This is a genomic window from Glycomyces tenuis DSM 44171, assembly GCF_000427885.1.
Taxonomy (GTDB): domain Bacteria; phylum Actinomycetota; class Actinomycetes; order Mycobacteriales; family Micromonosporaceae; genus Glycomyces; species Glycomyces tenuis.
The window spans coordinates 64,247-82,231 of the sequence record NZ_KE386602.1; the positions used below are offsets into that span (position 1 = coordinate 64,247).

Here is a 17,985-nt window from a genome sequence, read left to right on the forward strand (position 1 = left end):
AGGCCGGGCGTTATCCGGCCTGATCCGTCAGGTGCATTAGGCTTTCCCGAGTGAAGGTATGGATCGCTCATGAGGAAGGCCGCGAGCATCTCGGGCCGCTGCCCGACGGCGTCGACGTCGAGGTGTACACCGGCCGGGGCGGCTACCCCTCGGACCCGGCCGCGGTCGAGTTCTGGGTGCCGCCGTTCCTGGCCGAGTCCAAGGTCACCGCGCCGCTCGAGGACATGACGTCGCTGCGGGCGATTCAGCTGCTCAGCGCGGGCGCCGAGGTGTGGGCCCCGGTGACGCCCGACGGCGTGACCCTGTGCGACGCCCGCGGCGTCCACACGGGAGTGACGGCCGAGTGGACGATCGGCGCGATCCTCGCGTCCATGCGCGGCTTCGACGTCTTCGCCCGCCGCCAGGAGCACCACGAGTGGCGGGTCCGGTGGCAGACCACGGTGTGCGACAAGCGCGCCCTCATCGTCGGCGCGGGCGACATCGGTGAGAAGGTCGCCGAGGTCCTCACCGTCCTGGGCACGGAGGTGACGAAGGTGGCCCGGCGCGCCCGGCCCGGCGTCCACGCCGTCGAGGAGCTCGACGAGCTGCTGCCCGAGGCCGATGTCGTCGTCCTCATCCTGCCGCTGACCGAGGCGACGCGCGGCCTGGTCGACGCGAAGTTCCTCGCGGCCATGAAGGACGGCGCGCTGCTGGTGAACGCCGCCAGGGGCCCGATCGTGGACACCGACGCGCTGGTCGCCGAGGTCGCCTCCGGCCGCCTGCGCTGCGCGATCGACGTGGTCGAGCCCGAGCCGCTCCCGGCCGGGCACCCGCTGTGGGACCTGGAGGGCGCCCTGATCACCCCGCACGTGGGCGCCTCCGTCGACGGGATGGTGGAGCGCGCCTACCGGCCCGTGGGGCCGCAGATCCGCCGCTTCGCGGCCGGCGAGCCGCTCGAGAACGTCGTGTCCGAGGGCTACTGACGCTCGTCGTCGGGAGTGTCGTCCCGGAGCTCCTGGCCGCCGATCTCGAGGACCCGCGGGAGGTTCTCCGCGCGCAGGGGCTTGAGGCGCACCTGGGACTGGTCGTCCAGTATCGCGGCCACGCCGTCGCTGTCGGTGACGAAGCCGTCGATGTGGCGCCACTCGATCAGGCGCTGGGAGAACATGCTCTTGACCGTGACGCCCTCGCGCGTCACGTCCACCCCCGAGCGCCATGCCCAGGCCGAGACGCCGATCGGGGCCGCCAGCATGGCCACGCCGAGCACGACCGAGAACCATCCCCACAGGGGCTGCTCGGCGATCATCGCCAGTGACAGCGGGCCGACGGCCAGCCAGGCGACGAATGCGGCCACGGTGATCGCCGCGGAGCGGCGGATGCGCAGGCGAGGCGAGGAGGCGGGTTCGTGCGGTGCCACTGTGCCGCTCCCGGGGCCGCCGTCAGTTGTCATGGTCCGATCCTGACATACGGGGCGCCCGGCCCTGTCTCCAGTGTGGTCCGTTTTATATGGGATTGCCGCTTGTCACACCCTTGTCGAGCGGGGTGGACGGCGCCGCGGGGGCGGCGCCGGGGCGCAGGCTGCGAAGATCACATCCGCCCCTCGCCGGGGGAGGCGTTCCGGGCGCGGTTCCGGAGCGCCGAGCGGCGATCGGAAAATACCGAAAGTTTCGGTCTTGACCGATCGATGATCACTGGAATACGATTGCCATTCGTGATCGTATCGTAATGGCGGCTGCGACTCACCTGCCTTGACGCTGTTTTGGTGTTGCCGTAGTCTCACCGATGTCACCGAAAGTTTTCGGAGAAGTTCCGGAAACGAAGTAAGCGCTTTCGGTGACTGGGGGCCGAGTCGGACCCCCATGGTGAAGCTCGCGAGCCGGAGATTTGGACATCTGCCGGCGCTGGCGATCCATAAATTTATATAGCCCTACCCCTTGGCCGCCCCACGGCCGCGACCGACCTCGGAAGGAGCGCTCGCCGATGAGCACTCACAACCCCCAGTCCAGTCTGTTCGAGAAACGACCTCGATCCGTCCGGTGGCCGGACCCCTCCCTCTCCCGGCGCAGCCTGGTCGTCTCGGGCGCCACCGCACTGACCGCGTCCGCCGCCGGGTGCGGCTTCTTCTCCACTGAATCCGACGCCGACGGCGGAGGCGGCGGCGACAAGGGCCCAGAGGCGCCGATGCTCGCCGAGCGAGTCGAGGCCGGCGACCTCCCGCCGGTCGAGGAGCGCCTCCCCAAGGAACCCGTCGTCATCAAGGCCACCGACTCGATCGGCGTCTACGGCGGCACTTGGAACACCGCCATCACCGGTGCCTCCGACGGCCCCTGGCTGTGGCGCACCCTCGCCTATGAGCCGCTGCTCAAGCGGAGCCGCGACTGGCAGACGGCCGAACTCAACCTCGCCTCGGCCTTCGAGTCCAACGCGGACGCCTCGGAGTTCACCATCACCCTTCGGGAGGGCGTCAAGTGGTCCGACGGCGAGCCGTTCACCACGGCCGACGTCGAGTTCGCCTACAACGACGTCAACCTCAACGCCGAGCTCACCCAGGGCATCCCGCCCGAGCTGGCCGGTCCCGACGGGCAGCCCGGCGAGCTCGAGATCGTCGACGACTACACCTTCATCTACCGCTTCTCCGGCCCCAAGCCGCTGTTCGAGGAGGACATGTCCCGCGGCACCTCAGGCCAGCGGTTCACCTTCTACCCCCGCCACTACCTCGAGCAGTTCCACATCGACTACAACGAGGCCGCCGAGGACGAGGCGATCGCCGAGGGCTACGACGGCTGGGTCTCCCGGTTCACCGCCCTGGGCAACCTCTGGAACTTCATGTGGGAGAACCCGGACCTGCCGACGCTCCTGGCCTGGGTCTGCAAGCAGCCGGTCTCCGACGCCGGCGAGGCGGTGTTCGAGCGGAACCCGTACTACTACAAGGTGGACGAGGAGGGCAGCCAGCTGCCCTATATCGACGAGGTTCGCTACGCCATCGTCGGCGACGTCGAGACCATGTTCGCCCACGCCATCAACGGCGACTACGACTTCCACTCGCGGCACTTCAACGACAACGCCCACCGCGCCGACGCCGTCGACAACGAGGCGGCCGGGGGCTACACCGTCGTGGACCTGGAGTCCACCTACTCCAGCGACATGAACATCGCCTTCAACATGAACCACGAGGACGCCGCCGTCCGCGAGGTCTTCCAGGACAAGCAGTTCCGCATCGCCATGTCGCACGCGATCAACCGCCAGGAGCTCATCGACGTCCTGTGGAACCGCGTCGGCGAACCGGCCCAGGCCGCGCCGATGCCCGACTCCCGCTTCTACGACGAGGAGTTCGCCACCCAGTACACCGAGTTCGACCTCGACACGGCGAATCAGCTCCTCGACGACGCCGGCTACACGGCCGGATCCGACGGCATCCGCACCGCCGCGAACGGCACCCGGCTCGAGTTCACCGTCCTGGTCGCCGACGACGCCCTGCTGGGGTCGACCTGGGTCAACGCCATGGACATGATCAAGGACATGTGGGCGGAGGCCGGCCTCGAACTGCACGTCAACTCCCAACCCCGCGAGAACTGGCAGAGCGCCCTCGACGAGAACGACTTCCAGATCGTCGTGTGGACCGGCGACGGCGGCAGCATCGACGAGACCATCGCCACGCAGTGGTACATGGCCGGCGGTCAGGCCGGCGGGGCGATGTTCGCCCGACAGTGGTCGGCGCACTACATCCAGCGCGGCGCCCAGGACGAGGAGATGCACGAGCCCCCGAGCGAGCCGATCGCGCAGCAGCACGACCTCTACGACCAGTTCCTGGCCGAGCCCGACCCGGACGCCCGCGACGAGATCTTCCGGCAGATCCTGGGCATCGCCAAGGAGGAGTTCTACGCCATCGGCACCGTCCGCGGCCCCGCCCCCTGGGCGATCGTCTCCGACCAGCTCCACAACGTCGGCGGGTCCATGCCGGAGAACCCGACCTACGGCACGCCGTGCCCGGCGAAGCCCGAGCAGTGGTACATCTCCGAGGAATAGGCTGAGGAAGAAACAGTGCTCAAATACCTGGGTCGCCGTGCCATCTACATAGCGGCGACACTTCTGGCGATCTCGCTGGTGGTCTTCGTCATCATCAACCTGCCGCCGGGAGACTACGTGACCGCCCTGCGGGCCCGATACGCCGTGCAGGGTCAGGGACTGACCGACGCCGACGTGGAGGCCCTCCGGGTCCGGTACGGCCTGGACGGCAACCTCCTCCAGCAGTACTGGAACTGGCTCACGCAGATCGTCCTGCACGGCGACCTGGGCATGTCCTTCGAGCACCAGAAACCCGTCTCCGAGGTCATCGGCGCGCGCCTCGGCGCGACGCTCGGCATCTCGATCGGCACCCTCCTCGTCACCTGGGCGCTGGCCTTCCCCATCGGCGTCTACTCGGCGGTCAAGCAGCACTCGATCGGCGACTACACCGTCACCACCATCGGCTTCCTCGGCCTGGCCACCCCGAACTTCCTGATCGCGCTGATCTTCATCTACTTCAGCGTGACCTGGTTCGGGTCGGTGCCGTCCGGGCTGTGCTCACCCGAGTGGTGCGACGCCTCATGGAACCTCGGGAAGCTGCTCGACCTGATCGGCCACCTGTGGATTCCGATGATCGTCATCGGCACCGCCGGCGTGGCAGGACTGGTGCGCGTCATCAGGAACAACCTGCTCGACGAGCTCCAGCGCCCCTACGTCACCGCGGCCCGCGCCCGCGGCGTCCCCGAAGGGCGGCTGCTGCGCCGCTACCCGCTGCGGGTGGCGCTCAACCCCTTCGTCTCCACGATCGGGTGGATCCTGCCCCTGCTGCTGGTCGGCGACATCGTCGTCGGCCAGATCCTGGGCCTGCCGACGCTCGGCCCGATCATGCTGGGGGCGCTCAAAGCCCAGGACATGTACCTGGCCGGCTCGATCATCATGGTCCTCAGCGTCGTCACCGTCATCGGCACCCTGATCTCGGACCTGCTGCTCGGCTGGCTCGACCCCCGCATCCGACTCGGACACCAGAGGTGAGAAGGCCGATGACCGTCAAGGAGACCGAAGCCAGCCCCGAATCGGCCGGTGCCGAGGGCAACGGCAGGCGCGCCACAGCCTCTCAGCGGCAGCTGGTGTGGTGGTCGTTCAAGAAGCACCGGCTCGCGCTCGTCTCGGCGTGGGTCCTCGGCTTCATGCTCGTAGTGATCGCCTTCTGCGAGTTCTTCGCCCCGTTCGACGACCGCCACCGCGACTCCGAGTACACCACCGCCCCGCCGCAGGTCCTCAAGCTGTGGGACACCGACGGCCCCGACGGCTTCCAATGGGGCCTCCACGTCGACGGCTACACCTCCGAGCAGGACCCGAGGAGCCTCAGGATCACCTACGAGGCAAATCCGGAGGACCGGGTCGACGTCGGCTTCTTCGTCAAGGGCGAGGAGTACGAGCTCTTCGGCCTCATCCCCTGGGACCGGCACCTCATCGGCCCCGAGGACCCGGAGGACCCGATGTACTTGCTGGGCACCACCACCGACGGCCAGGACCTGCTCAGCCAGCTCGTCTACGCCACCCGTGTCTCGGCGTCCGTCGGCGTCATCGGCGTGCTGCTGGCGTTCGCGCTCGGCATCGTGCTCGGGGCGATCTCCGGTTATTTCGGCGGATGGATCGACAACGTCATCCAGCGCGTGATCGAGCTGTTCATGGCGGTGCCGTCGATCCCCCTGTGGCTCGGGCTCGCCGCGGCGCTGCCAGCCGATATGAGCCCGGTGACCAGGTACTTCATCATCACCACCATCCTCGCGCTGGTCGCGTGGACCGGCCTGGCCAGAGAGGTGCGAGGCCGCTTCCTCGCGCTGCGGGGCGAGGAGTTCGTGACCTCGGCGCTCCTGGACGGATCCAGCCGCCGCCGCGTCATGTTCCGGCACATGCTGCCCTCGTTCTCCTCCCACATCATCGCCGCGCTGAGCCTGTCGATCCCGAGCATGATCCTGGCCGAGACGGCGCTGTCGTGGCTCGGCCTGGGCCTGCGCCCGCCGGCGGTCTCCTGGGGCGTGCAGCTCCAGGACGCGAGCAAGTGGAGCGTCCTCTCGGGCGCGCCGTGGCTGCTCATCCCCGGCCTGGTCGTGGTGATCGTGGTGTTGGCGTTCAACTTCGTCGGCGACGGCATGCGCGACGCCGCCGACCCGTACAAGCATTAGGTGAGCGATGTCTGAACCACACAGTGCACAGCCGCTGCTCGAGATCTCGGGGCTCAAGACCGGCTTCGACACCTACGACGGGAAGGTCCCGGCCGTCGACGGGGTCGACCTCACCGTCCACGCGGGCAAGACCCTCTGCGTCGTCGGCGAATCGGGCTGCGGCAAGTCGGTCACGGCCCGCTCCATCCTGCGGCTGGTCGACGCGCCGGGCCGGATCGAGGGCGGCACCATCACCTGGCACGGCGACGACGAGCCGTTCGACGTGCTCTCGCTGAACCACGACGACAAGCGGCTCCAGCGGCTGCGCGGCGGCGACATCGGCATGATCTTCCAGGAGCCGGTCGCCTCGCTGCTGCCCCTGCGCACCGTCGGGGCGCAGCTCGTCGAGGTCATCCGCATCCACACCGGCATGGACAAGCAGGCCGCCAGGAAGCGGGCGATCGAACTGCTCGACGAGGTCGGCATTCCCAAGCCGGAGGAGCGCGTCGACGCCTACCCCTTCCAGCTGTCCGGCGGCATGTGCCAGCGCGTCATGATCGCGATCGCCCTGTGCGCCAATCCGTCCCTGCTCATCGCCGACGAGCCGACGACGGCGCTCGACGTCACCACCCAGGCCCGCATCCTCGACCTGATCCGGCGCCTCCAGGCCGAGCACCACATGGCGGTCATGTTCATCACCCACGACCTCGGGGTCGTGGCCGAACTCGCCGACGAGGTCGCCGTCATGTACCTCGGCAAGGTCGTCGAGCGCGCCGGCGTCGAGGAGATCTTCGCCGACCCCAAGCACCCCTACACGAGGCAGCTGCTCGAGTCGGTGCCGGTCCTCGGCCGCGACCGGGGCCGGGACCTCCCCACCATCCCCGGGACGGTGCCGAACCCGCTGCACCGGCCGAAGGGCTGCTCGTTCCACCCGCGCTGCTCCGAGGCCATCGCCGGCCGCTGCGACATCGACGAGCCGCCCGAAGTGGTCTTCGACGGCGGCCGCACCGCCCAATGCGTCCTCTACGACGACCAGACCGAAGGAGACCGGGCATGAGCGAGACCGCGTCGAGCGAACCGATGCTCGAGATCAACGACCTCCACATCCGCTTCCCGGTGCGGCGCAACATGCTCGGCCGCGTCACCGTCGAGAACCACGCCGTCTCCGGCGTCGACCTGACGCTCATGCCGGGCGAGACCCTCGGCCTGGTCGGCGAGTCCGGCTGCGGCAAGACGACCCTCGGGCGGACCATCGTCGGCGCCCAGCAGGCCACGAGCGGCTCGATCGTCTACGACGGCCGCGACCTCACGCAGTTGAAGAACCGCGAGAAGGGCCGCTACCGGCGCCAGATCCGCATGGTCTTCCAGGACCCGTTCTCCTCGCTCAACCCGCGCATGACGCTGCGCCAGATCATCGGCGACCCGCTCGTCGCCACCGGCGAGGCCAAGGGCGCCGAGCTGGAGGACCGGGTCGCCGAGATGATGCGCAAGGTCGGGCTCTCCCCGGACTACATGGACCGGTACCCGCACGCCTTCTCCGGCGGGCAGCGCCAGCGGGTCAACATCGCCCGCGCGCTCATCGTGGGCCCCAAGCTCGTCGTCGCCGACGAGCCGGTCAGCGCCCTGGACGTGTCGGTGCGGGCCCAGATCCTCAACCTGCTGCGCGAGCTCCAGGCCGAGTTCGGGCTGACGTACCTGTTCATCTCGCACGACCTCTCGGTGGTGGAGAACATCGCCGACCGCGTCGCCGTCATGTACTTCGGGAAGATCGTCGAGCTGGCCGACACCGCCGAGCTCTACGAGAAGCCCTCGCACCCGTACACCGAGGCGCTCATGTCGGCCGTGCCGATCCCCGACCCGAGCCGCCGCGGCCGGACCGGCCGGGTGCTGCTGCCCGACGACCTGCCCGACCCGACGAAGCCGCCGCCGGGCTGCGCCTTCGCGAGCCGCTGCCGGTACGCCGAGGCCGGACGGTGCGACACCGGCGAGGTCGACTTCGTGGACGGCGTGCGCTGCGTCCGCAGCGAGGAGCTCGAACTCCAGGGCATCGCCAAGACCGACGCGCAGTGAGCGATTGCGGCCCGGGCGCGCCGCCTATATGCTGAGCCCCGGTGTGCAAGCGCTGTCCAGCAGTGTCGCCGAACAGCCGAGGCGCGGACCGAGGGCCGCGCGAGAGGGAACCGCAGATGACCGACATCGTGCCCACCGTCGAAGGCCTGGCCTTCGGCGGCGACTACAACCCCGAGCAGTGGCCCAGGGAGGTGTGGGACGAGGACATCGCGCTCATGCGCGAGGCCGGCGTGAACATCGTGACCGTCAACGTCTTCTCATGGGCGGGCGTCAATCCCGCCGCGGACGTGTGGGAGTTCGGGACGCTCGACGACATCATGGACCTCCTCGCCGACGGCGGCGTCAAGGCCGACCTGGCCACCTCGACCGCCTCGCCGCCGCCGTGGTTCTCGCAGCGCCACCCCGACACCCTCCCGGTCGATCCCGAAGGGCGGCGCCTGAACTACGGCGCCCGCGCCGAGTACTGCCCGCATGCGCCGGCCTTTCAGGAGGCCGTCGTCGAGATGGCCTCCAAACTGGCCGAACGCTACGCCGGCCACCCGGCGCTCGCCATGTGGCACATCGGCAACGAGTACTACCGGTCCTGCTACTGCGACCACGCCGCCGCGGCCTTCCGCGCCTGGCTGCGCGAGCGCCACGGCGACCTCGACGCCCTCAACCACGCCTGGGGCACCACCTTCTGGTCGCAGACCTTCACCGACTGGGAGCAGGTGCTCCCGCCGCGGATCTCCGCCGAGACCCCGAATCCGGGGCACGTGCTCGACTTCAAGCGGTTCAGCTCCGACGCGCTGCTGAAGCTCTTCCGCTCCGAGGCCGAAGCGGTGGAACGCCACTCGCCCGGCGTCCCGATCACGACGAACCTCATGGTCACCGGCGATTTCTCCGGCATCGACTACCACAAGTGGGGCGAGCACCTCAACCGCGAGGACCGGCTGGTCGCCACCGACCACTACCTCATCCCCGAGGGCCCGATCGAAGCCGAGGCGCAGGTCGCCTTCGGGGCCGACGCCTCCCGCGGGCTGGCCCGCGGCGGCCCGTGGCTGCTGATGGAGCAGGCCGCGAACTCCTCGGCCTGGCGCGGCGGCTACTTCGCGAAGAAGCCGGGGGAGCAGCTGCGCCACTCCCTGTCCTATGTGGCACACGGCTCCGAGGGCGCGATGTTCTTCCAGTGGCGCGCCTCGCGGTACGGCGCCGAACGCTGGCACTCGGCGATGCTCCCTCACGGCGGCCCCGAGTCCAAGACCTTCCGCGAGGTCAAGACCCTCGGCGACTGGCTCGGCAGGCTCGCCGAGGTCAAGGGCTCGGTCGTCCAGTCGAAGGCGGCGATCCTGCTCGACTTCGAGTCGGTCTGGGCCTCGGCGACCCCCGGGCAGCCCTCCGGGCACATGGCGCCCTACCCGGAGCTGCGGCGCTGGCACGCGGCCCTGTGGCGCCGCGGCGTCACCTGCGACCTCGCGGGTCCCGCATGGGACCTGTCGCGCTACGACGTGGTCTTCGCCCCGTCGCTGTACCTGCTCGACGACGACGCGAACCTGCGCCGCTTCGTCGAGGGCGGCGGCACGCTCGTCGTCGGCCCCTACTCGGGGATCGTCGACCGCAACGACCACGTCCACCCCGGCCTGCCGGGCGCGCTCCGCGAGCTGCTCGGCGTCCGCGTCGAGGAGTTCGTGCCGCTGCGCGAAGGCCAGACCGTCGCCCTCGACGACGGCACCGAGGGCCACGCCTGGTCCGAGATCGTCCGCGCGGAGGACGCCGAGGCCGTCGTCGGCTACACCGACTACCCCGGCGGCCCGGCGATCTTCCGCCGCTCGCTCGGCGAAGGGCTGGTCTGGTACCTCTCGACCCGCCCGACGGACCTGAACCCGCTCTTCGACCGCCTCGACCTCCACGGCGAGTTCCCCGGCCTCCCCGAAGGCGTGGAGACGGTCCGCCGGACCCACGAGGACGGCCGCACCTACCTCTTCGCGATCAACCACACCGAGCGGCCGAGCCTGATCCCGATCAAGGGCACCGACCTGCTGACGGGGGCGAGCTGGACGCCGAGGACCCACCTCCACGCCAACTCGGCCGCCGTCATCCGCGAGACTCAATAGCCACGCCGCCTGAGCTCCTCGAGGATGTGGCGGTCCTTGGGACGGTTCAGGCGACGCTTGTACGCCGCGACATCGGCGAGGCTGAGAAATCTCAGCCCGCCGATGACATCGGCGTCATCTATGAGCCTGTCCGGCTCTTTGTCGATGCCGACCCAGCGTTGACTGACTTCGACCCTGCCGCCGTAGAGCTGGGCGGTCTTGTCCCCGGTGATCTTTCCGACGGCTAGACCGTTGTGTCCCTCCCTGAAGGCAAGTTCGAAAGCCGCCTCCAGGGTCTGGCCGCGGGCGACGATATCGATGTCGTTGATCTCGTCGATCCAGCCCTCGACCAGGACTCTCGCGCTGCCCGCAATGAGAAAGTCGCGTGTGTGGAAACCGCGCTGAATCATTTGTTGCGTCAGATGTACGAGCTGCGTAAGGCGAAGAAATGTCATGAGGAAAGATCGTAGACGTTCCATCGCTCTTCGTGGGGGCGCGCTCACGACCAAAACCCAACTGCCCCAACGGTGTCACTTGGTCTGAGACTCCCGGTCGCCTGGTGTGGTCTCCATGGTGTGCAGGGCGCGTAGGATTTCAGCCCGCTCATCGGGCGCCGATTGCGAGAGCGCTCGCCGCATTCGCTCAGTCCTGGCGCGCTCCCGGACGACGGTGCTGCGGTGCAGGAACCACGCACGGGCCACCACCGCGATCGGGGTCGCGATGAGCACGAACGCGGTGAAGGGAAGAAGTTCGGACGGGATCATTGCGGCACATCACGATCACAGATTTCCGTCCCCGTTCCCGGGGAGCCGTTTCACGGCGTCCAGATCGTGTATCACCAGCCGTCCGCGGCCGGTCGTCACGAGACGCTCCCTTCTCATTCGCCGGAGTGCGATGGCCACCGATTCCCGAGAGATCCCGCTGAATGCCCCCAGCTCCCTCTGCGTGATACCCGGAATCAAGTAGCCGTCCACCACTTTTCTGCCATAGCCCGACTCGACCAGACGAAGCAGTCCGCGCACCAGTCGAGCTTCGCTGTTCTGCGCATGATTCGCCTGCGAAATGTCGGCCGCGATGACGCGGGAGGCAAGATTCCTCAACATGGCGATATTCGCTCTCGGCTCGTTCCTGATGAATTCGAGCCATACCTTCCCTGTGAGCAGACATGCCTCGACATCCGACAGTGCGATGATGTCGGCGCTGCGCACACGGCCTGTCAGAACCGCGAGTTCACCGATGATCGATCCAGGCATATAGATCTGAGTGAACCCTTCAGGGTGTACGGTCACCGCCTTGACATGGCCGGAGAGAAGGTAGAAGACATGATCGGAGTGATCGCCTTCGTGAATCAAGACGGACCCTGCGGAATAAATGGTCCGGTGTCCACGGGAAAGCAGCCGCTCCAGCTCGTCGGGAGTGAGCAGTGAATTCGGGACCGTGTCGACTGCCATGCCTTAAGTGTATTGATACACATAAGTGATCATGGTCGTGTACCCGCCTTTTGTCGCCAAGCCGACTGTTCGAACGGCGAGTTGGCACAAAGATCGATCATGCCCCGACCGGAGGCGGTTGCGCGATTCGATGTTAATTTCTGTTGTGGTGCAACAGGGTGCCGGAGGCCGGGGTGGTCCTTCGGGAGGGCCGCCTTCATCACCGCTCCCGAGATCACGAGGCACAGGACCAGCAGGGGCCAGGACAGGAGCACCTGTGCCACGCCGCCGCCCACCACCGCCAGGTCCTCCTGCTCGGCGCTCCAGAACGGGGTCAGGACCGCCACGCGGAGGGTGTACATCGCCACCCACACCCATGAGGCCGCTCCATAGGCGCGCAGCAGCTCGGGATCGGCGCGCCAGCGCGTCCGCTGGCCCAGCAGCGCCCCGACGACCAGGCCCAGCAGCGGCCGGCGGAAGACGATCGAGCCGGCCCACACCAGGGCGCTCGCGGCGTTCGAGAGGATGCGGGGGAGGAGGATGTCCGCCGCCCGCCCCGTGTAGAGGACGATGATCCCCGCGACGCACACGCTCAGCAGCCCGAGGAGCACGGCCCGCGGCCGGGTCCGCCGGCGGAGCCGCACGGCCGCGATCACCGCCGCCGAGACGAGCGACGCTCCCACGCCCCAGGCGATCGAGTGCCCCGTGGCGATCCAGGTGAGGATGAACACCACGAGGGGGGCGGTGGCGTCGAACGCGCCGCGCCTGCCGCCTAGTAGGCTGACAAGCGTGTCTTGCCGCACAGTATCGGACGCTGTAGACAACCTGCCAACCCTTACCCTCTAGGACCCGCTACAACAGGCAAGGCTACCCTAACCAGAGCGAGCCGCTGGGTGGACGCCCAGCTCGGCCCCACCCACGGATGGATTGGCGCAGTACCTGATGCTCGGCACACACCGGATCAGCGAATCGCAACTCGTTGAACTCCTCCGCCGTGCCCGACAGACCGACTTCGGGCGCTGGAGCAAGGCCGACCTGCAACGGGCCATGACGAACCTGGGATGGCAGGTCCGCTCCGCCGAGGTCGACATCGGCATGTGGCGCGCCGAGACCGGCTACGACACCGGCAACGCCATCGCCGACTCCGTCCCGCCCCAGACGCCCCTGTCCGGCCGCGCCGACTTCTACTCCATCGAGGTCATGGTCCTCAGGTCCGCCGAGCGCGGCCGCCAAGGAGAGAACCACCGCACCATCGTCTTCCGCGAAGTGCTGCGGACGATGATGAACGAGCTCGGCGCGCCCGAAGTGCGCGGCGGCGACGGCGGCCCCTGGATCCGCTGGTACCGGGACGGCCTGATCTTCGAGCTCCACCTGCGCCGCTTCCACGGCGGCGTCACCCTCCGCCTGCTCTCCCCGCAGCTGTTCGAGCAGCTGGAGGCGCACTCGGTCGGCAGAGGCGACGTCTCCGGCTGGCAGGCCTTCGCCCGCAAGGGCGAGCGCCCGCCCGAACCGGCCTGCCACGACATGGGCGAGTTCACCGAGCGGCTCTCCTCTCTCCTGGGCGACATGGCCGCCGACGTCCCGACCATCGACACCGCCGGGACCGTCCTGCTGCGCACCGGCGACTGGTCGGCCAGGTACGTCGCCGCCTTCGTCGACGGCGGGCTGCGGGTCGAGGCCTCGGCCGCCGTCAAGGGCAACTGGCGCGCCGGCCTGTCGAACCTGCCGAACATGGGCTTCCGCGCCCCCAGCGGCGGCCAGCCGAACTGGTCCCGCACCTTCCCGTCGACCGACCGGGCCGCCACCACGCAGGCCGCCCACATGATGGTCGACGCCCTCCGGGCCTTCGGCATCCAGGACCTGTTCGACATCGTCTACGACGGCTTCACCGCCGACGGCGAGCGCATGTACCTGCCGGTCCTCGGCATCGGCAACGGCGACAACCCGTACTGACCGCCCGCGGGCCCCGCCGAGTAGGGTCTGGGCATGATCGTCGATCTGCGCTCGGACACCGTGACCCGCCCAGGCCCCGCCATGCTCGAGGCCATGGCGAACGCCGAGGTCGGCGACGACGTCTACGGCGAGGACCCGGCCGTGAACGCCCTCGAGGCCGAGGCCGCCGCGCTGCTGGGGCACGAGGCCGCCGTCTTCACGCCCACCGGCTCCATGGCCAACCAGATCGCCCTGCAACTGCTCGTCCCGCCCGGCCAGGAGCTGCTGTGCGACGCCAAGGCCCACGTCGTCAACTTCGAGATGGGCGCCGCCGCCGCGCTCGGCGGCATCTCGACGCGCACCTGGCACGTCCCGAACGGGCGCCTCGACGTCTCGCTCGTCGAGCCGATGATCAACCTCCCGCACCCGTACGCCACCACCACGCGCGCCGTCGCCGTCGAGAACACCCACAACATCGGCGGCGGCACCGTGCAGCCCCTCGCCGAGCTGCGGGCGCTGCGCGAGCTCGCCGACGCCTACGGGCTCGCCGTCCACCTGGACGGGGCGCGGATCTGGAACGCGCACGTCGCCACCGGCGTCCCGCTCCACGAGTACGGCCGCCTGTTCGACACCGTCTCAGTGTGCCTCTCCAAGGGACTCGGCGCGCCGGTCGGCTCGCTGCTCGTCACCGACGCCGAGCGCGCCGCGCGCGGCCGCGTTCTCCGCAAGCGCCTCGGCGGCGGCATGCGGCAGGTCGGCTACCTCGCCGAGGCCGGCCGCTTCGCCCTCGCCAACAACATCGGGCGCCTCGCCGAGGACCACGCCCGCGCCAGGCGCCTCGCCGAGGCGCTCCAGCCCTACGGCGTCTGCGACGCCGCCCAGGTCGAGACGAACGTGGTCCTGCTGCGGATCCCCGAGATCGCGAAGACGGCCGCCGCCGCGGCCGAGCAGGGCGTCCGCATCTCGGCGCTCGGGCCCGACTGGGGCCGCCTGCTCACCCACCTCGATGTCGACGACGCCGGGATCGAGCACGCCGTCAAGGTCCTCACCGAGCTCGTCCGCGACGGCCGCGCCTGAGGCGGCCCCCTTTGACACGGCACTGTTCGAAGAAGCACTGTCCGATAGGCCGGGATCGTCCCGACCGATCGGATGTTGCCGACCGGCCGGGAATCCGGGTAGCTTAGGCATGCCTTCATTAGCCAAGCCTAAGTTCCCGGAGGTCTCGGGATGTACGCCTGTATCTGCCACGGAGTCCAGGACCACGAGGTCCACGACTGCATCCGTGCCGGCGCGCATACCGAAGAGGCGATCGGCGACGCCTGCGACGCGGGCACCGGCTGCGGCAACTGCCACGAGCGCCTGGCCGACATGATCGAGAGCTATTTCGCGAACGAGTCCGTCCCGGCCGCCTGAGCGGCGATCGACGCCTTCCGCGCGTCCGTGTCGCTACCCGGAGTTAGGCTAGCTTGTCCTATTTTAGGCATTCCTGACTGGAAAACCGCCCTCATCCCGGCATAGTCTGGGCCCGCCGGTCCCGTGGACCGGCCTCCGACGACCTGGGAAGGACGCAGCGACATGCAGGGCGACAAGCGAGTCATCGAATTCCTCAATGAGCAGCTGAGCGCCGAGCTCACCGCCATCAACCAGTACTTCCTGCACGCCAAGATGCAGGAGAACTGGGGGTACACCAAGCTGGCGAAGTACACCCGGGCCGAGTCCCTCGACGAGATGCGCCACGCCGAGATCCTCACCGACCGCATCCTCTTCCTCGATGGCCTGCCGAACTACCAGCGGCTCTTTCCGCTGCGGATCGGGCAGAGCGTCCCGGAGATCTTCCGGTGCGACCGCGAGATCGAGGTCGAGGCCATCGATCGGCTCAAGCGCGGCATCGAGTACATGGAGTCGGTCAAGGACTACGTCTCGCGGGACCTCTTCGAGGGCATCCTGAAGGACGAGGAGCACCACATCGACTACCTCGACACGCAGCTCGACATCGTCGAGAAGATCGGCGAGGAGCTGTACATCCAGTCGCTCATCGAGCAGCCCAGCGAGTGACCGCCCCCGAAGCGGGGGCTCGGCCGTGCGGTGCCGCCCGCCGCTGACGGCCGTCCGAGAGTTCCGGGACGGGCGCCGGTCGCTCGGCCGCCATGACGGCGCCGAATCGAGAGGCGTCCCGGCAGCCGCCCGCCGCCCGTGGCTTCGGCGCCGCGGATCGGTATCCGACCTGGTCGGCGCCGTGTTCGAGCAGGGCAGAGGGGGCCGGCGAAAGCCGGCCCCCTCTGCTGTTGCGGTAGAGCCCCTCACATCTCCACCACAGTGGTATGCCGCCGCTGGTCTTGACAGCGTCGACCAGGGGATCGTAACATATCGATACTTTGAATGAAAGTTTCGCGAAACTTTCAGTTCGAACTTGGGACGGCGGCATCGTCTCCCGGCGGCATGCCCGCCGGGCGCGGCCGTGTCCGATCGACCTGACGCAAGAGGGATAGCGGGGCGGAGCGCGAGCCGGGCGCTCCGCCCCTTCCGCTACCGGCCGCGCCGCAGCATCGGGACGTGCGGGATGCCGTCCTCCAGGAACTCCTCGCCGTGCTCGACGAAGCCGTGCCTGCGGTAGAAGCCGGCGGCGTAGGTCTGGGCGTCGAGCACGATGTCGGTCCCGGCCCCGGCCTCCTCCACGGCGGCGGCCATGAGCGCCCCGCTCAGACCCTGCCCGCGCTCGGCCTCGGCGCAGCAGACCCGGCCGATCCGCCGGCCCTCGCCGTCGCGCAGCATCCGCAGGCAGGCGACGACGTCGAGGCCCTCGCCGATCCAGAAATGGACGGTCTCCGGCTCGGTGTCGCGGTCGTCGAGGTCCGGGTAGGCGCACTCCTGCTCGACGACGAACACCGCCTGCCTGAGCCGCGCCAGACCGAACACCGTCGCGCCGTCCAGCTCGCCGAACCGGCCGTGTCGTATTTCGCGCATGCCCGCCATTAGAGCAGCGGCGCGCGGCGCCGCCGCGGCACGCGCCCCCGATGTGGCCTTGAGCCGCGGCCGGCCGGCGCCGCCACCATTCGATCGTCTCGGCGAGCGCGTCCGGAGGAAACCCGTACGGCCTCAGGCGTACTCGTCGGCGATCTCCCGCGCCCGGTCCCGGGCGGCCTCGACCGCGTCGGTCACCGCCGAGCGCACCCGGTGCTTGTCCAGCTGGCGCACCGCGCTGATGGTCGTCCCGGCCGGGGACTCCACCGCCTCGCGCAGCTCGGCGGGGGAGGCGTCGGCCTCGCTGACCATCCGCGCCGCGCCGAGCGCCGTCTGCGCCACCAGCTCGCAGGCCACCGCCCGCGGCAGCCCCATGAGGACGCTCGCCTCGGTCATCGCCTCGGCCAGGTAGTAGAAGTAGGCCGGGCCCGAGCCCGAGATCGCGGTGACCGCGTCCTGGTGCTTCTCCTCGACGACGAGCGTGCGGCCCAGCGGCTTGAACAGCTCCTCGACCGCGGCCAGGCAGTCCTCGTCGGTGTGGGTGCCCGGCGAGAGCACCGTCATCGCCTCGTCGACCAGCGCCGGCGTGTTCGGCATCGCCCGCACCACCGGCGTCGAATCGGGCAGGCGCTTCTCGAAGAAGGCGGTCGGGAGCCCTGCGCAGATGCTCACCACGGGCACGCCCGCGGTGAAGACGCCGTGCAGCTCCTCCAGGAGCGCCGCGGCGTCCTGCGGCTTGACCGCCACCACGACCACGTCGGCCCGCCGCACCGCCTCGGCGTTCGGCTCCACGGCCACGCCGTAGGCCTCGCGCAGCTCGGCGGCGCGTTCGGCGCTGCGCGCCGTGCCCACCACCGAGTCCCGCTCCCAGCCCGCGCGCAGCAGGCCCGACAGGATCGCCTGCCCCATCTTCCCGGCTCCAAGTACCGCCACCGTTCGCATGACCGGCCCCTCTCGAAATCGATTGCCTCACCGATTGTGCCCCCTCGGCAGCCCACCGCACCTCGTCCGAGGTCCGCATCCCACGGCTCGGACGGCCCGATCGGAGCGAGGCCCGCGCATCCGGCGCGAGTTCGTTAGGCTCGGTGCGTGACCCGATCCCCCGAATCCCGCACGGGACCGGACGACAGCGTCGCCGACGTGGTGCTCTTCCTGGCGTTCATCGCCGTCGTCGTGTCCTTCATCGCCCCGTGGGCCGGCCTGTACGTGGCGGCCGTATGCCTGAGCATCATCGGCGTCGGGCTCAAGATCGCCGCCGCGATCCGCCACGCCGGTCAGCGGCCCCCCGCCTGAGCGCCCGGTGTGTAGACTCCGTCCTCGGCGGTACCCACCGACAACAGTGGTCACCACCGAGCGCCGCCCGACCGG

At 69.2% G+C, this 17,985-nt stretch carries 19 protein-coding genes; 12 read left to right on the forward strand and 7 right to left on the reverse strand.

The features are described 5' to 3' along the window. Positions 1-50 precede the first annotated feature (50 nt). Positions 51-962, forward strand: a complete 912-nt coding sequence (locus tag YWW_RS0126415) for a 2-hydroxyacid dehydrogenase (RefSeq protein ID WP_026932422.1) — start codon at positions 51-53, stop codon at positions 960-962. Here the strand turns inward: YWW_RS0126415 and YWW_RS0126420 are convergent. After that, a complete protein-coding gene (locus YWW_RS0126420) occupies positions 956-1,429 on the reverse strand; it encodes a PH domain-containing protein (RefSeq protein ID WP_155830423.1) in 474 nt (157 codons plus the stop codon). The two genes, YWW_RS0126415 and YWW_RS0126420, sit on opposite strands and share 7 nt — an antisense overlap. Positions 1,430-1,959: 530 nt before the next feature. On the opposite strand from YWW_RS0126420, the gene YWW_RS0126425 reads away from it, so the two are divergent. From YWW_RS0126425 to YWW_RS33330, 6 genes are all read left to right on the forward strand, one after another. Further along, on the forward strand, positions 1,960-4,005 hold the full coding sequence (locus YWW_RS0126425; RefSeq protein WP_051326358.1) for an ABC transporter substrate-binding protein: 2,046 nt from the start codon (positions 1,960-1,962) through the stop codon (positions 4,003-4,005). Between the two features lie 15 nt (positions 4,006-4,020). Next, the gene (locus tag YWW_RS0126430) at positions 4,021-5,016 is read left to right on the forward strand and encodes an ABC transporter permease (RefSeq protein ID WP_026932425.1); all 996 of its coding nucleotides are present in this window, start codon (positions 4,021-4,023) and stop codon (positions 5,014-5,016) included. A gap of 8 nt (positions 5,017-5,024) precedes the next feature. After that, a complete protein-coding gene (locus YWW_RS0126435; RefSeq protein ID WP_026932426.1) occupies positions 5,025-6,173 on the forward strand; it encodes an ABC transporter permease in 1,149 nt (382 codons plus the stop codon). Positions 6,174-6,180: 7 nt separating this feature from the next. Further along, positions 6,181-7,209 (forward strand): ABC transporter ATP-binding protein, encoded by a 1,029-nt coding sequence (locus tag YWW_RS0126440; protein WP_026932427.1) that lies wholly within the window; start codon positions 6,181-6,183, stop codon positions 7,207-7,209. Next, positions 7,206-8,222 (forward strand): ABC transporter ATP-binding protein, encoded by a 1,017-nt coding sequence (locus tag YWW_RS0126445; RefSeq protein WP_026932428.1) that lies wholly within the window; start codon positions 7,206-7,208, stop codon positions 8,220-8,222. The genes YWW_RS0126440 and YWW_RS0126445 overlap by 4 nt, the downstream gene beginning before the upstream one ends. A gap of 116 nt (positions 8,223-8,338) precedes the next feature. Continuing rightward, positions 8,339-10,315, forward strand: coding sequence for a beta-galactosidase (locus YWW_RS33330; RefSeq protein ID WP_035700605.1), 1,977 nt, complete (start codon positions 8,339-8,341; stop codon positions 10,313-10,315). Here YWW_RS33330 and YWW_RS0126455 read toward each other — a convergent pair. From YWW_RS0126455 to YWW_RS33335, 4 genes are all read right to left on the reverse strand, one after another. After that, positions 10,309-10,749, reverse strand: a complete 441-nt coding sequence (locus YWW_RS0126455) for a hypothetical protein (RefSeq protein ID WP_026932429.1) — start codon at positions 10,747-10,749, stop codon at positions 10,309-10,311. The two genes, YWW_RS33330 and YWW_RS0126455, sit on opposite strands and share 7 nt — an antisense overlap. A gap of 75 nt (positions 10,750-10,824) precedes the next feature. Then, complete coding sequence (locus YWW_RS0126460; RefSeq protein WP_026932430.1) at positions 10,825-11,058, reverse strand: hypothetical protein; 234 nt, start codon at positions 11,056-11,058, stop codon at positions 10,825-10,827. Between the two features lie 15 nt (positions 11,059-11,073). Beyond that, on the reverse strand, positions 11,074-11,745 hold the full coding sequence (locus tag YWW_RS0126465; RefSeq protein WP_051326359.1) for a Crp/Fnr family transcriptional regulator: 672 nt from the start codon (positions 11,743-11,745) through the stop codon (positions 11,074-11,076). 29 nt (positions 11,746-11,774) lie between these two features. After that, positions 11,775-12,527 (reverse strand): DUF3159 domain-containing protein, encoded by a 753-nt coding sequence (locus YWW_RS33335; RefSeq protein ID WP_245595509.1) that lies wholly within the window; start codon positions 12,525-12,527, stop codon positions 11,775-11,777. A gap of 139 nt (positions 12,528-12,666) precedes the next feature. On the opposite strand from YWW_RS33335, the gene YWW_RS0126475 reads away from it, so the two are divergent. The 4 genes from YWW_RS0126475 (at position 12,667) to bfr (ending at position 15,711) form a co-directional block, all read left to right on the forward strand. Further along, positions 12,667-13,677: a DUF6301 family protein gene (locus tag YWW_RS0126475; RefSeq protein WP_026932432.1), complete on the forward strand. Its 1,011-nt coding sequence runs from the start codon at positions 12,667-12,669 to the stop codon at positions 13,675-13,677. Between the two features lie 36 nt (positions 13,678-13,713). Beyond that, positions 13,714-14,733, forward strand: coding sequence for a GntG family PLP-dependent aldolase (locus YWW_RS0126480; RefSeq protein WP_026932433.1), 1,020 nt, complete (start codon positions 13,714-13,716; stop codon positions 14,731-14,733). Between the two features lie 150 nt (positions 14,734-14,883). Further along, positions 14,884-15,069 (forward strand): (2Fe-2S)-binding protein, encoded by a 186-nt coding sequence (locus YWW_RS0126485; protein WP_026932434.1) that lies wholly within the window; start codon positions 14,884-14,886, stop codon positions 15,067-15,069. Between the two features lie 162 nt (positions 15,070-15,231). Next, positions 15,232-15,711, forward strand: a complete 480-nt coding sequence (gene bfr, locus YWW_RS0126490) for a bacterioferritin (RefSeq protein ID WP_026932435.1) — start codon at positions 15,232-15,234, stop codon at positions 15,709-15,711. A gap of 471 nt (positions 15,712-16,182) precedes the next feature. Here the strand turns inward: bfr and YWW_RS0126495 are convergent, their stop codons facing one another. Both YWW_RS0126495 and proC read right to left on the reverse strand, forming a co-directional pair. Beyond that, the gene (locus YWW_RS0126495; protein ID WP_026932436.1) at positions 16,183-16,620 is read right to left on the reverse strand and encodes a GNAT family N-acetyltransferase; all 438 of its coding nucleotides are present in this window, start codon (positions 16,618-16,620) and stop codon (positions 16,183-16,185) included. A gap of 132 nt (positions 16,621-16,752) precedes the next feature. Beyond that, complete coding sequence (proC, locus tag YWW_RS0126500) at positions 16,753-17,559, reverse strand: pyrroline-5-carboxylate reductase (protein ID WP_026932437.1); 807 nt, start codon at positions 17,557-17,559, stop codon at positions 16,753-16,755. 147 nt (positions 17,560-17,706) lie between these two features. Here proC and YWW_RS0126505 point away from each other — a divergent pair, with 147 nt between their 5' ends. Further along, a complete protein-coding gene (locus YWW_RS0126505; RefSeq protein ID WP_026932438.1) occupies positions 17,707-17,910 on the forward strand; it encodes a hypothetical protein in 204 nt (67 codons plus the stop codon). Positions 17,911-17,985 lie beyond the last annotated feature (75 nt).